Source organism: Modestobacter italicus, assembly GCF_000306785.1.
Lineage (GTDB): Bacteria > Actinomycetota > Actinomycetes > Mycobacteriales > Geodermatophilaceae > Modestobacter > Modestobacter italicus.
Window position 1 is genome coordinate 1,786,881 of sequence record NC_017955.1, and the last position, 12,631, is coordinate 1,799,511.

Genomic DNA, 12,631 nt, shown 5'->3' on the forward strand with positions numbered 1-12,631 from the left:
GACCCCGAAGCTACCTGCGGGTCACCTGCCGCGCCGTGTGCTCAGCGCCGCTCGAGCAGGCCCCGGAGCAGGGCGGCCTGCCCAGCGTGCTGCAGGTCGTCGCCGATCACGCTGAGCAGCCGGACGCCGAGGGTAACCGGCGGGTCCCACCGCTCGTCCACCACCCGGTCGAGGTCCGCCGCCGACAGGGTCCGGAGGAACTCCGCGGTCCGCCGGTGCACGTCGGCGTGGTAGTCCACGAGCAGCTGCGGGTCGGTGATGTCGGTCCGGCCGACGTCCGCGCTGGAGAAGCCGTACCCGTGCGCGCTGGGCGGGAAGGGCAGCGCGAACCGGTCGGCCCAGCCGGCGTCGGTGTAGGCCTGCTCGACCCCGGCCACCTCGGCGACGTGGTCGTCCTGGACCCGGGTCAGGTGCCAGACGAGCCAGGCGATGGTGTTCGCGTCCGGGTCCAGTCGTACGGTGAGCAGTGCAGGGTCGACCCCGTCGAGGGCTCCTCGGACGGACTCCTCGACGTTGTCGAAGGCGGTCAGCAACAGGTCCCGGCTCTCCATGCCGGGCCGCTACCCGTCGACCGCACGGCGTCAACCGCCACCCGGTCGTGTGAGCCGCCGGTGTCGCCGGATGACCGGTGGCGGGTAAGTTGTTGCGCTCAACATGTACCCGAACGTGTACACCGGCGAGCGCATGTCGGGCGGGAACCAGGGCACGGGAGGTGACGTGGCGTACCGGACAACTGCCAGCGGCCTGGCCCCGCTCGCGGAGAGCGATGCCGACGGGCGGCTGATCGACCGGCTGGTCGACGTCGCCCTCGCGCAGCCGGAGGTCGTGGCGCTGGCCGACGCCCGGCGGGTGCTCCGCTACGGCGAGCTGCTCGACGCGGCGGAGGTCGTCCGGGCCGCGGTGGCCGGGGCCGCCGAGCCCGGCGCACCGGTCGCCGTCCTGCGGCGACCCGGGGTCGCCGCCGTCGTCGCCGTGGTGGGTGTGATCGCGGCCGGCCAGCCGGTCCTGGTGCTCGACCCGACGACGCCGGTCGCCCGGCTGCGCCACTACGTCGAGGCCGCCGGCGCCGAGGTCTGCGTCGCCGACGCCGAGGGCGCCGAGGTGGCCACCGAGGTCTGCCCGACCGTGCTGGTGCCCGAGGACGCCGTCCCGCCGGCGCACCCCTGCCCGGAGCAGGCCGCCGCGTCGCTGCGCTCGGCCCCCACCGGGCCGGCCGACCCGGTGGCGGTCGTCTTCACGTCCGGGTCCACCGGACGCCCCAAGGGCGTGTTCTCCGACTCCCGGGGGCTGCTGCACGACGCGTGGACCAACTCCGTCGCCACCGGCTGCTACGCGGCCGGCGACGTGGTGGCCAACCTGCTGCCGCTCGGCTTCGACGCCGGTCTGCGCGGCGCGCTCGCCGGGCTGGTCGTCGGCGCCACCCAGCGGCTGTTCGACCCGCGCACCCGGTCGATCACCGAGCTCCCCGGCTGGCTGGACGAGGTGGGCGCCACCGTCTTCCTGGCCAGCCCCGCCATCCTGCGCGGCCTGGTCTCCACGCTGCCGCCCGGCCGGACGCTGGACACCCTGGCCATGGTCACCATGGCCGGGGAGACCGTGCACGGCAGCGAGCTCGCGGCGATCCGCTCGGTCGTCGGCCCGGCGTGCGAGATCCGCAACCGCTACGGCTCCACCGAGACCGGGCTCATCGCCGAGTTCATCCTCCGCCCGGAGGACCCCGCCCCCAGCGGGGCGACCCCGGTCGGCTGGCCCGTCGCCGGGCTCCGGCTGCAGGTCCAGGGCGCCGACGGTGCGCTGCACGACCAGGGCACCGGCCGGCTCGTCGTCTCCTCGAGGTGGCTGTCCCGCGGCTACTGGGGCGAGCGGGAGCTCACCGACGCGGTCTACACCGACGGGGTCGACGGCGTCCGGTCGTACCTGACCAGCGACACCGCGACGATCGCCGAGGACGGGTGCATGCGCCTGCTCGGCCGGACCGACCACAGCGTCAAGGTCCGCGGGCACCTGGTCGAGCCCGGGGAGATCGACGCGGTCCTCTTCGCGCACCCCGACATCACCGAGGCGGTGGTCGTGGGGGTCGCGGCGCCCACGACCGGCCGGGTGCACCTGGTCGCCTACGTGGTGCCGGCGACGCCGCGGCTCGACGCGGCCACCGTCCGGCGGGTGGTGGGGGAGGCGCTGCCCACCTTCATGATCCCGCAGGAGGTCGTCCTGCTGCCCGCGCTGCCGCGCACCGAGCGGGGCAAGCTGGACCGCGCCGCGCTGCCGCCGGCGCCCGGGCTGGCCCTGTCGGCGACCACCCCGCGGTCGGACTGGGAGCGCGTGGTCTCCGGCCTGGTCGCGCGGGTGCTCGAGCTGGACACCGTCGGCATGGACGACGACTTCTTCGAGCTCGGCGGTGACTCGCTGGCCGCCGAGGCGCTGCTGGCGGCCCTCGCCGAGGAGCTGGGCGTGCCGGGCCGGGAGCTGTCGGCGGAGCTGCTCATGGAGCACCCCACGGTCAAGGACTTCGCCGCCGCCGTGGACCGCCGCCGCAGCGAGCTCCCGCCGCCGGCGAGCCAGCGCGCGCGGCCGGACGCGCCCGTCGCGCTGGCGTTCGTGGCCGGGGCCGGCGTGATGGCGCTGGTCCAGGCCGTGGTCCGGCGGCTGCGGACCCGCTGACCCCGGTCAGTCCGTCCCGCCGTCGTCGCTGGCCGCCTCGAGCTCCTCGACCTGCTCGGGGGTGGCCTGCTCGAGCGCGATGTCGCGGGGCTGCGGCTCGTCGTCCGTCGGTGTCGTCACGGGTCCAGCCTGCCGCACCCGGCGGGTCAGTACAGGGTGATCACGCCGGTCACCAGCAGGGCGATCGTGGCCACCACCAGGACGACGACCAGCACCAGCAGCACCATCGGGACGACGACCCAGCGGCGCTTGAAGCGGAACCGGCGCTGCTTGGCCGCCGCCCGCCGCTCCCGCCGGGGCAGCGGGGGCTCGTGCCGGCGCTCGCTGGCCTCCTTCACCTGATCGCGGGCGTCCCGGACGGCGGTGCTGAGCACGGCCTTGGACGACGACGCCAGCGAGAGCAGGTCGGCGAGGTCGAAGCGGACGACGTCCCCGCCGGCGGGGCTGCGGATGCCCAGCCGCGGGCGGGGGCGGCCGGGTGCCGGGTCCTGCGGCCCGGCGGCCACCGCGGCCAGCTGCTCGCGGGCCCCGGCCGCCGTCGTCCGGGCGGCGGGGTCCTTGGTCAGCAGCCCGCGCAGCACCGGTTCCAGCGGTCCGGCCGCGATCATCGGTGCGGGCTCCTCGCCGACCACGGCCAGCAGGGTGGCCATCGGGGTGTCCCGGTCGAACGGGCTGCGCCCCTCGACGGCGGCGTACAGCGTCGCGCCCAGCGACCACAGGTCGACCGCGGGGGTGGGCGCCTCGCCGTGGGCGCGCTCGGGGGCCATGTAGGCGGGGGAGCCGAGCACCGCGCCGTCGGTGGTGAGGGCGGAGTCCTCGGTGGTGGTGGCGATGCCGAAGTCGGTGAGGCAGGCGTGGCCCGCGTCGTCGACCAGCACGTTGCCGGGCTTGACGTCGCGGTGCAGGACGCCGGCGGCGTGCGCGACCTCGATGGCGGACAGCACGTCGAGGCCGATCCGGGCGACCGCGGCGGGGGAGAGCGGCCCGTCCTCCTCCAGGACGCGCTGCAGGCTGCGCGACCGGACGTGCTCCATCACCAGCCAGGGGCGGCCGTCCTCCTCCACGACGTCGTGGATGGCGACGACGTGCGGGTCCTCCAGCCGTGCGGCGGCGCGGGCCTCGCGGAACGTCCGCTCGCGCAGGACCGCCCGCTCGGCGTCGTCGAGGTAGACCGGGTAGCTGACCTCCTTGAGCGCGACCTCGCGCTGCAGCACGCGGTCGTTGGCGAGCCACACGACGCCCATGCCACCGCGGCCGAGCTCGCCGGCGATCTCGTACCGCCCGCCGACCACTCGTGCCTCTGCCTGTCGATCGATCACGGGAGTGGTCCTTCCCTGGCCCGGCCGCGCGCAAGCACAGGGCCTGCGGCGGTCTCAGCATGCCCGGTCCCCGCCACCGGGCGGTAGGTTGCCCGGGCGTCCGTCCCGGCAGGAGGCCCGTGTTCTTCATCCTCTCCCGGCTGGCCCGCCTGGTGGGCAGCCGGCTGCACGGCTGGCGGCTGCCGTTGGTGGTCATCGTGCTCGTCTTCCTGACCAGCTGGCTGGCGATGGCGCTGGTGGAGCCGACCGGCAGCCCGATCGCCGAGCCGGCCAACTACTGGTGGTACTTCGTGGTCACCGCCGCGACGGTGGGCTACGGGGACTTCTTCCCGGTGTCGGCCGCGGGCCACGTGGTGGGCACCTACGTGATCGTCGGCGGGATCGTGACGCTGACACTGCTGTTCACCCGGCTCGCCGACTACCTCCAGTCGGCCCGCGGGCGTCGCCGGAGGGGTGTGGGTGCACTGCGACTGACCGACCACGTCGTCGTCCTGGGGTACGTGCCGGGGCGGACCGAGCGGATGCTGACCGAGCTGCACGCGGAGAACGCCACCCCCATCGCGCTGTGCGCCTGGGACGACGTCCCGGAGAACCCGGTGCCCGAGGACCCGGTCGTCTCCTTCGTCCGCGGCGACCTCGCCCACGCCGACGTCATGGACCGGGCGTGCGTCGGCCGGGCCCGGACGGTGGTGGTCGACGGTCGGGACGACAACGAGACCCTGGCGATCGCCGTCGCCGTCGAGCACGCCAACCCGGGCGTGCACACGGTGGCGGCGCTGCGCGACCTGGGCCGGCGGGACAACCTGCGCTACGTGAACCCGGGGATCGCCTGCGTGCAGTGGCACATGCCCTCCCTGATCACCGAGGAGGCGCTCGACCCGGGCATCACCGAGGTCTACAGCGACCTGATGAGCACCGGGGGCGGCGGCAACACCTACTCGGTCCGGCTGCCCGCCGGGCACGGGTTCGGCACGTTCGGGGAGTGCCAGCAGCACCTCGGGCGCACGTTCGGGGCCACCGCGCTCGCCGTCCGCACGGCCGGGGGCCTCCAGGTCAGCCCGGCCTGGGACACCCCCCTCCCCGCGGGGACGACGCTGTACTACGTCGCCCGCACGCGGATCGCCGACGCCGGGCTGGTCGCGTCCCGCTGAGCCGCCGCGTCCGCGGGAAGCATGGTGCTGAGCATCCGGGCGGTCATCTCCACCACCGGGAGGAAGCGGACCAGGGTGCGCGGCTGGGCGCGCACCGACAGGCCGCACAGCGTGCCGAACAGGGTCCCCTCGCGGGTGACCAACGGGACGCCGATGTAGGCGGCGACCTTGTGCGGCAGCCCGGTCTCCAGGTCCCGGTAGGCCGGGGTCGCGGCGGCGACGGTGGCGACCCGTGGACCCTCCCCGCTGACCATGGAGTGGCAGAAGCTGCGGTCCCAGGAGATGGAGCTCCCCGGCGGCAGGACCTCCGAGGGGTGGGAGTGCAGCACCACCTGCAGCGGCTCGCGGACCTCGGTCACCACCCAGACGTCGAGCCCGACGGTGCGGTGCAGGAAGGCCAGTGAGGCGCGGGCGGCGGACGGCCAGTCTTCGAAGGGGACGACGTCGTCGACCAGGAGCGTGGCCATGCACTGATCACAGGCGTGTCGTTCCGCCGCGTCAACGGGGTGGAACGCTTGAGATCCGGTACTCCCGCGTTCCGCCCGGTGCGTAGCCGGTTCCTCACGTGCCGTGGCCTTGCGTGTGACGGGTGTGAGGGGGCCGGCCGAGGGGTCACCTCCGGTCGAAGGGCGTGACGGCGTCCGGCTCGGCGGTGAACGGGTTGGCCCACTCCGAGGTGGCGCCGGTGATCGGCTGGGCGTCGGTGACCACGGTGAACGGGGTGCCGGGGTAGATGGCCAGCACCCGGGAGGTGGAGGTCAGCTCCACGGTGTGCTCGAGCAGCTCGCCGCGGCGCAGCTGCTAGGTCGTCCGGCGGCCGCGCAGCTCCTCGCCGACCTCCGCCCGCCACTGGGCGCCGTCGTGGGTGAAGTCGATGGCCCGCACCCGGTCGGCGGGGGCGGCCGGCTCGCAGCCGGCGAACTCGGCCAGGGCGTCGTAGAGCCGTTCGGCCTGCTCGTCGTCGCTGGCCCGGGGGACGAAGAAGGCGACCATGCCGTGATCGTCGCAGCCGGTGCCGACGGTCAGCCCAGCCGGCGGCGGAGCAGCTCGTCCTCCCGGCGCAGCACCACCGCGACGAGCTCGCTGACCGCGCCCTCGGCCTGCCGCCCGATCAGCGGTGCGTCGACGCGCGCCGTCCCGGTGACGGTCGAGCGGGTGCCGTCGGCGGCCGGGGTCAGCAGCCGCTCGCCGGTGACCTGGACCGTCCGGCCGAAGACCTCGGCCCGCACGTCCAGCGCGCCGCGGTGCCCGGCGCCGTCCGGCGTCCAGGTGGTGCGCTCGACGACGGCGACCGACGAGCCGACGAACCGGGCGAAGACCGTGGGGATGCCGGCGGTGGGCGCGGCGAGGCGGACGGTGCTGACCTGCCCGGTCACGGTCACCTCCTCGGCCTGCCCGCCGAGCGCCGCGGCCCGGTCGCGGAGGAAGGCCTCGTCGGTGAGCAGGGCGAGGACGGCGTCCGGCGGGGCGGGGTAGGACGCGGAGAAGTCGATGGCCACGCCGTCATCCTCGCTGGCGCGCGTCGCGAGCGCGGCGCCGGAGGCGATCCCGGGATCGCCTCCGGCGCCGGTCACCCGTGGATCAGGGGTTGAAGCTGACGTGGACGTGGTCCATGTGGTTGGCGGTGGGCGATCCGCGGTCCTCCATGGCCTTCCAGCCGGAGCCGCCGATCATGAAGATCCGCTGCTTGTAGATGACGTAGTCGACCTTCATGCGGGCGGCGTTGTCGATCACGTACTGGGCGACGGCGTTGCCCTTGGCCCCGTCGCTGTAGACCATGAAGTCGGCGGCGAGCTGCTGGGTCGGGGAGTGACCGGGTCGGGTGTAGACGGTGGAGACCCCGAACCCGGCGACGACCTCAGCGACCACCGGGCGGACGTGGGGCGCCCAGGCGCTGTACGCGGTCGAGGTGCCGGTCGGCTTGCCGGTCAGGTCGCCGGCCGGAGCTGCCGCCGGCGCGGGCGCGGGCGCAGCAGCCGGCGCGGGGGCGGGAGCCGGTGCGGGAGCGGCACCCCGGTCGCCCCAGTTCCCCTGGCTCTGACCGCCCGAACGGTCCCAGGGGTCGTCGGCCTGGGCGACCGACTGGCCCGCGAGGCCGAACGCGAGGGAGAACGCGCAGACGGCCGCTCCGCGGAGCACCCGGGGGCGGAGGCCGGTGCGCAGGTCACGGTCGTGCGGCAGGACGGTGTGCTGGCGGTCCACGTGCATGGGGAGCAACTCCTCGGGGAGGGCCACGGGCCGTCCGTCATCGGTACGACCTCGGTGTGGCGGGTGCGTCGGTCAGGTGTCCGGGTGGACGGCCGGTTCAGCAGCCGGGCGTGCGGCACCCACCGGAGAGCCCGCGGACCTGGTCAGGTCCGGGCGGTCCGGCTCGACGCGGGGAGACCCCGGGACGGGTGCGGTGGCTGCGCCGGCTCAGGTGCGCGGCGAGGCGTCGCGGTGTCGTGCGCGACGGGTGCTCGCGGGCACTGGACAGGCCCGTGAGCGCACCATGTGGTGGGCTCTCCGTTCTCCCGTGGCCGCCTACCGGGTCAGCTGACGGGTTCGGGCGGGGAGACGCCCTACCCGCCCCTCGAGCTCAGGCTCGACGGGCGGGACTCACCCCGGGTTCGGTGGGTCCCCGGCTCCCGCCGCGGTGGCGGACGGGACTCGGCGGCATCCGGTCAGGGTCCCCGGGAGGGGAGGTGACGACCGACCGGACGCCCAGACCGTAGGGCCCGCTGTACATCCACGACAACGCGAGGGCGCGGTCGTGGCAGGTCCTGCGCCGTCGCCGCGCCGGGGCGATGTGGTAACGGACTGGTCACGGGGCCGCGAGCCGTCAACGCGCGGAGGGACGGGAGGTGTCGCCCCGTAGCCGATCCGTCAGGAATCGAGAAGCTCCGGCGCGATCGCCGGTCCTAGCCTCTCCTCGACCGGCTCCACGTGAGGGCGGAGCCCACGGATGCGAGAGGGGTGCCGAGGATGACCGCACAGACCAGCACGACCGGGGCAGGAGGCTTCAGCGCCGACGAGCGGGCCGCGATGAAGGCGCGCGCGGAGGAGCTCCGGGCGGAGAAGGGCGGCGCCAAGAAGGCCGACGGGCTGCAGGCGCTCCTGGACGCCATCGCGAAGATGACCCCGGAGGACCGCGCCCTCGCCGAGCGCGTGCACGTGACCGTCAGCGCCGCCGCCCCGGACCTGCTGCCCAAGACCTGGTACGGCATGCCGGCCTACACCAACGCCGAGGGCAAGGTCGTCGTCGCGGTGAAGAACGCCGGCAAGTTCGGCCAGCGCTACACGACGATGGAGTTCCAGGACCCGGCACACCTCGACGACGGCGACATGTGGGCGGTGTCGTTCGCCCTCACCCGGTGGACGCCCGAGGTGGAGGCCAGGGTCGCCGAGCTGGTGCGCGCCGCGGTGTCGTGAGGCGGGCCGGTCAGCCGACCGGCAGCCCCACGAGGCCGGCGACCAGGCCGAGCAGCGCGGCGACGCCGAGCGTCCGCAGCACCGACCACCGCAGCCGGAAGAGCAGCACCGCGGCGACCGCGGCGATGACGAGCGGCACCGGCCGCAGGGTGGTCAGGTCGGGCAGCTCGAGCGACAGCGGACCGCGGTCGACCTCGACGACGCCGGAGAACAGCGTGTGCACCGCGAAGTACACGCCCAGGTTCGCGATGACGCCGACCACGGCGGCGGTGATCCCGGTGAGCGCCGCCGACAGCGACCGGTTGCCGCGCAGCTGCTCCATGTACGGGGCGCCGAGCAGCACGAACAGGAAGCTCGGCACGAAGGTCACCCAGGTGACCAGCAGCGAGGCCAGCACCGCGGCAACCCAGGGGTCCAGGTCGCCGGGTGCCCGGTAGGCGCCGAGGAAGGCGACGAACTGGACCACCATGACCAGCGGCCCGGGCGTCGTCTCGGCCAGCGCCAGGCCGCGGACCATCTCGCCGGGGGACAGCCAGCCGTAGACGGCCACGGCCTGCTGCGCGACGTAGGCGAGCACGGCGTAGGCGCCGCCGAAGGTGACCACCGCGGCGCCGGAGAAGAAGAGCGCCTGCTCGGTGAACACGCTGTGCGCACCGGTCAGCACGCCGACGGCCGCGATCGGCAGGCCCCAGGCGACCAGCCCGACGAGCAGCACCCGCACGGTGCGGCGCGCGGTGGGGGCCTCGTGGTGCAGCACGTCGTCGGAGATCACCGGCGGCGGACCGGCGTCCGCGCCGTCGGCGGCCACCTTCTGGGGCAGCGCGGCCGGTCGCCACCGGCCGAGTGCCCAGCCGGCGACCCCGGCGAGAGCGACGACCACCGGGAACGGGACGCCGAACACCGCCAGGGCGAGGAACGAGGCCACCGCCAGGACGACGAGCGCCCGGCTGGCCAGCGCGCGCCCGGCCACCCGGATCACCGCCTGGACGACGATCGCCAGCACCGCCGCGGCCAGACCGGTGAAGACCGCGGTGATCGCCGTGGTGGTGCCGAAGGCGACGTAGACGGCGGACAGCGCCAGCAGCGCGACCACGCCGGGGAGCACGAACAGGCCGCCCGCGACGAGCCCGCCGGCGGTGCCGTGCAGCAGCCACCCGACGTAGGTGGCCAGCTGCTGCGCCTCCGGGCCGGGCAGCAGGGTGCAGTAGTTCAGCGCGTGCAGGAACCGGCGCTGGCCGATCCAGCGCCGCTCGTCGACCAGGGCGCGCTGCATGACCGCGATCTGGCCGGCCGGGCCGCCGAAGGTCTGCAGCGAGATGCCGAACCAGGTGCGCACCGCGGCGCCGAACGGCACCGTGGTCTGCACCGGCGGCTGGTCGGTCACGGGTTCCTCGACGGTCGCAGCGCGGGGTCCTGGGGCTCCTCGGGCAGCAGCAGCCCCAGGCACAGCAGCAGGGTGCCGAGGCAGGCGGTGTAGCCGGCGAACAGCAGCCCCGGGTCCAGCCCGACCGCCGCGGCCAGCCCGAGGCCGAGGACGAGGCCGCCGACGACCTGGCAGAGGGCGCGCGTCCGGCCGCGGACGACGTGCACGGTGACGGGGGAGCCGGGGGTGCTCATGACGGGCCTCCAGGGGGTCGGGTCATGCCGGTTCGCGGCCGAGCAGCAGGCGGCGGCGGTGGAACTCGTAGAGCGCGTCGAAGACCGGGCCGGAGACGGCGAGGGTGCGCTCGTCGCTGCCGGTCATCGACAGCCCGCGCAGGACGACGTCCAGGCCGGGGGCCTCGGGTGCGTCGAAGCGCGCGTCGTCGAGGTCGGCCTCGTGCACGATCTCGGCGATCTTCCACAGGACCGGGTCGGTGAGCTGGTGCCGGCGCAGGATGGTCTCGAAGGTGCAGTCGCCCCCGTGGTGCCCGAGGTCGACCCCGCGCATGTCGAAGGGCGTGGCGTCGGCCGGCACCTCGGCCAGGTCGCCGACGAACACGAACTCCGCGTCCGGGTCGACCGCCCGCCGGATGAGCCAGGCGCAGGCGGCGCGGTCGATGTGCACCCCGGCCCGGGTCGCCCACCTCACGGCGTTCCCCCGGCGACCGGCGCCTCGTCGGCGGCAGCGGCCGCGGCCAGCTCGCGGAGGGCGGCCGCGGCGAGCTCGCGCTCCGGCGGGGGGAAGAAGTCGCGGCGGTCGATGGCCCGCCAGTCGCCGCGCAACCGGCGCAGCGCCCGGGTGCGCTGCTGCCGGTCCGCCGTCATCGCCAGCCGGCAGGCGCCGGTCAGCTCGCGGTACTCCTCCGCCCGGGTGGCCGCCATCCCGGCCGCCAGCTCCCGCTCCTGGGCGAGGGTCGCCGGGCGGGCCAGCCAGAGGTCGGCGGTGCCCGCCGAGGCCAGGACGTCATCGGCGAGCCACTCCAGCTGCTCGCGGGTGCGGGCGTCGGCGGGCAGGGCCACCAGCCCGTCGGAGAGCTGGGCGACGCCCAGGCGCCTCAGCCGCCGCCACAGCGTCGTCCGCGGACCCGAGGGCTCGCGGGGCAGCCGGTAGGACAGCAGCACCCACTCGCCCGGGGAGGCCTCCGTCGTCGGCACGGGGCGATGCAACCACGGTTGCACCGGCGTCGTCCAGCGGTGAGGGCGAGCCGCGGTCGGTCAGCCCCCGGCGGCGGCGAACCGGACGGTGCGGGTGGCCGGGTCGGCCGTGGTCAGCCGGACCCGGACCCGCTCGCCCGGGGTCAGCCGGCCGTCGCAGCGGGCCTGCACGGCCAGGTCGGTGAGCACCACGGTGGACCGCCTGTCCTCCGCGTCGAGCACGACGGCGTCGAAGACCTCACCGGTCCGGTCGGCCAGCAGGGTGGCCTCGACCAGGTCGATGACGGCACGGTCGACCTCGTGCGTGCGCCGGTCGGAGGCGGCCATCAGCCCGGGCAGCTCCGGCAGTGCGGCGAGCAGGTCGGCTCCAGGCCGCTGGCCCGCGGCCAGCGCCAGGCAGACCTCGGTGCCGAACCGGTCGACCAGCCGGCGCAGCGGCGCGGTCACGTGCGCGTAGGGGGCGCCGACGCCGCCGTGCCCGGGCTGGGCGGGCGTCGGGCCGGCGAAGGCGGTGTAGGCCGCGCCGCGCAGCAGGGAGGCGGCGGCGTCCAGGAAGGTGGCGTGCCGGGGCTGTGCCGGGTCCAGGCCGGCGATGACCTCACCGGGCCCGGCGCCGGCCGGCCAGTCGACGCCGAGCCCGGGCGCCAGACGGCGGAGCGCCTCGACCGCGCCCGGGTCGGCCGGCGGCAGCGTGCGCAGCACCCCGACCCCGCCGTCGAGCATCAGCCGGGCCGCGCACCGCCCGGTGAGCAGCGAGATCTGCGCGTTCCAGCCCTCGACGTCGGACTGGCCGCGGAACACGACCGTCCAGCCGCCGTCCGGGCCGGGCTCGACCTCCTGGGACGGCGTGCCGAGCTCGATCGCGCCGCGCTCCCGGGCGCGCGCCTCCAGCAGCCGGCCGATCTCGGGCAGCAGCTCCAGCTCCGGCGGCACCTGCTGGCCCACCGACGCGTAGTCCAGCTGGGCGCGGCTGCGGACCCGGGCGCGGCGCAGGTCGACGGCGGTGACCTCCGCGTCGGCGTCCAGGTCGATCGTCCACAGCGCGGCCGGGCGGAGCTGGCCGGGCAGCAGGCTGGCTGCGCCCTCGGACAGCTGCGGCGGGTGCAGCGGCGTCCGGCCGTCGGGGCAGTAGACGGTCTGGCCGCGGCGGCGGGCCTCGGCGTCGAGCGCGCCGCCCAGGGCGACGAAGGCCCCGACGTCGGCGATCGCGTAGGACACCCGGTAGCCCCCGGCGGTGCGGGTCAGGTGCACGGCCTGGTCGAGGTCACGGGCGCCGGGCGGGTCGATGGTCACCAGCGGCAGGTCGGTCGCGTCGTGCTCGGGCAGCGGCGGATCGGCGGCCACCTGGTCGGCCTCGGCCAGCACGGCCGCCGGGAACTCGTCGGGGACCCCGGCCTCCTCCCGGACCGCGGCGAAGTCGAGCGGTCCGGACACCTTCAGCACGCGAGCCACGGCGTGACCCTGGCACAGGCCGCGACCGCGCGCGGCGGCCGGACCGGATCGCCGTCCGGG

The 12,631-nt window shown here is 75.6% G+C and carries 15 protein-coding genes and 1 riboswitch; of the genes, 3 read left to right on the forward strand and 12 right to left on the reverse strand.

Annotated elements, in window-relative coordinates; genetic code table 11:
- Positions 1-41 precede the first annotated feature (41 nt).
- The gene (locus MODMU_RS08715) at positions 42-551 is read right to left on the reverse strand and encodes a mycothiol transferase (RefSeq protein ID WP_014739854.1); all 510 of its coding nucleotides are present in this window, start codon (positions 549-551) and stop codon (positions 42-44) included.
- A 166-nt stretch (positions 552-717) separates the two neighbouring features.
- On the opposite strand from MODMU_RS08715, the gene MODMU_RS08720 reads away from it, so the two are divergent.
- Positions 718-2,661, forward strand: coding sequence for an AMP-binding protein (locus MODMU_RS08720; protein ID WP_166503435.1), 1,944 nt, complete (start codon positions 718-720; stop codon positions 2,659-2,661).
- Between the two features lie 146 nt (positions 2,662-2,807).
- Here the strand turns inward: MODMU_RS08720 and MODMU_RS08725 are convergent, their stop codons facing one another.
- A complete protein-coding gene (locus tag MODMU_RS08725; protein WP_231851818.1) occupies positions 2,808-3,980 on the reverse strand; it encodes a serine/threonine-protein kinase in 1,173 nt (390 codons plus the stop codon).
- A gap of 119 nt (positions 3,981-4,099) precedes the next feature.
- On the opposite strand from MODMU_RS08725, the gene MODMU_RS08730 reads away from it, so the two are divergent.
- Positions 4,100-5,131 (forward strand): ion channel, encoded by a 1,032-nt coding sequence (locus MODMU_RS08730; protein ID WP_014739857.1) that lies wholly within the window; start codon positions 4,100-4,102, stop codon positions 5,129-5,131.
- Here MODMU_RS08730 and MODMU_RS08735 read toward each other — a convergent pair.
- The 5 genes from MODMU_RS08735 to MODMU_RS28875 all read right to left on the reverse strand — a co-directional run bounded on the left by MODMU_RS08735 (position 5,080) and on the right by MODMU_RS28875 (position 7,339).
- A complete protein-coding gene (locus MODMU_RS08735) occupies positions 5,080-5,598 on the reverse strand; it encodes a GAF domain-containing protein (protein WP_014739858.1) in 519 nt (172 codons plus the stop codon). The two genes, MODMU_RS08730 and MODMU_RS08735, sit on opposite strands and share 52 nt — an antisense overlap.
- 145 nt (positions 5,599-5,743) lie before the next feature.
- Positions 5,744-5,899, reverse strand: a complete 156-nt coding sequence (locus MODMU_RS28415) for a hypothetical protein (RefSeq protein WP_014739859.1) — start codon at positions 5,897-5,899, stop codon at positions 5,744-5,746.
- 33 nt (positions 5,900-5,932) lie between these two features.
- The gene (locus tag MODMU_RS08740) at positions 5,933-6,124 is read right to left on the reverse strand and encodes a hypothetical protein (RefSeq protein WP_014739860.1); all 192 of its coding nucleotides are present in this window, start codon (positions 6,122-6,124) and stop codon (positions 5,933-5,935) included.
- A gap of 29 nt (positions 6,125-6,153) precedes the next feature.
- Positions 6,154-6,630, reverse strand: coding sequence for a DUF2505 domain-containing protein (locus MODMU_RS08745; protein ID WP_014739861.1), 477 nt, complete (start codon positions 6,628-6,630; stop codon positions 6,154-6,156).
- An 82-nt stretch (positions 6,631-6,712) separates the two neighbouring features.
- Positions 6,713-7,339, reverse strand: a complete 627-nt coding sequence (locus MODMU_RS28875; RefSeq protein ID WP_014739862.1) for a VldE C-terminal domain-containing protein — start codon at positions 7,337-7,339, stop codon at positions 6,713-6,715.
- A 297-nt stretch (positions 7,340-7,636) separates the two neighbouring features.
- Positions 7,637-7,796: riboswitch (cyclic di-AMP (ydaO/yuaA leader) on the reverse strand.
- 299 nt (positions 7,797-8,095) lie between these two features.
- Between MODMU_RS28875 and MODMU_RS08755 the strand changes: the two genes are divergently transcribed.
- Complete coding sequence (locus tag MODMU_RS08755) at positions 8,096-8,542, forward strand: iron chaperone (RefSeq protein WP_014739864.1); 447 nt, start codon at positions 8,096-8,098, stop codon at positions 8,540-8,542.
- A gap of 10 nt (positions 8,543-8,552) precedes the next feature.
- Here MODMU_RS08755 and chrA read toward each other — a convergent pair whose 3' ends face one another.
- Genes chrA through MODMU_RS08780 form a run of 5 tightly spaced genes read right to left on the reverse strand, consistent with a single transcriptional unit; the run spans position 8,553 to position 12,571 of the window.
- Positions 8,553-9,926 carry a chromate efflux transporter gene (gene chrA / locus MODMU_RS08760; protein ID WP_014739865.1) on the reverse strand — a complete coding sequence of 458 codons (1,374 nt, stop codon included), beginning with the start codon at positions 9,924-9,926 and terminating at the stop codon, positions 8,553-8,555.
- Positions 9,923-10,159: a hypothetical protein gene (locus tag MODMU_RS08765; RefSeq protein WP_014739866.1), complete on the reverse strand. Its 237-nt coding sequence runs from the start codon at positions 10,157-10,159 to the stop codon at positions 9,923-9,925. The genes chrA and MODMU_RS08765 overlap by 4 nt, the downstream gene beginning before the upstream one ends.
- A 22-nt stretch (positions 10,160-10,181) precedes the next feature.
- Positions 10,182-10,613 (reverse strand): chromate resistance protein ChrB domain-containing protein, encoded by a 432-nt coding sequence (locus MODMU_RS08770; protein WP_041795110.1) that lies wholly within the window; start codon positions 10,611-10,613, stop codon positions 10,182-10,184.
- Positions 10,610-11,119, reverse strand: a complete 510-nt coding sequence (locus tag MODMU_RS08775) for a Chromate resistance protein ChrB (protein WP_014739868.1) — start codon at positions 11,117-11,119, stop codon at positions 10,610-10,612. Before MODMU_RS08775 ends, MODMU_RS08770 begins: the two co-directional genes overlap by 4 nt.
- A gap of 60 nt (positions 11,120-11,179) precedes the next feature.
- Positions 11,180-12,571: an RNB domain-containing ribonuclease gene (locus MODMU_RS08780; protein WP_014739869.1), complete on the reverse strand. Its 1,392-nt coding sequence runs from the start codon at positions 12,569-12,571 to the stop codon at positions 11,180-11,182.
- Positions 12,572-12,631 lie beyond the last annotated feature (60 nt).

Coding starts and splice junctions, on each gene's coding strand:
- MODMU_RS08715 (WP_014739854.1), bottom strand. CDS start 551: ATGGAGAGCCGGGACCTGTTGCTGACCGCCTTCGACAACGTCGAGGAG.
- MODMU_RS08735 (WP_014739858.1), bottom strand. CDS start 5,598: ATGGCCACGCTCCTGGTCGACGACGTCGTCCCCTTCGAAGACTGGCCG.
- MODMU_RS08740 (WP_014739860.1), bottom strand. CDS start 6,124: ATGGTCGCCTTCTTCGTCCCCCGGGCCAGCGACGACGAGCAGGCCGAA.
- MODMU_RS28875 (WP_014739862.1), bottom strand. CDS start 7,339: ATGCACGTGGACCGCCAGCACACCGTCCTGCCGCACGACCGTGACCTG.
- MODMU_RS08755 (WP_014739864.1), top strand. CDS start 8,096: ATGACCGCACAGACCAGCACGACCGGGGCAGGAGGCTTCAGCGCCGAC.
- MODMU_RS08765 (WP_014739866.1), bottom strand. CDS start 10,159: ATGAGCACCCCCGGCTCCCCCGTCACCGTGCACGTCGTCCGCGGCCGG.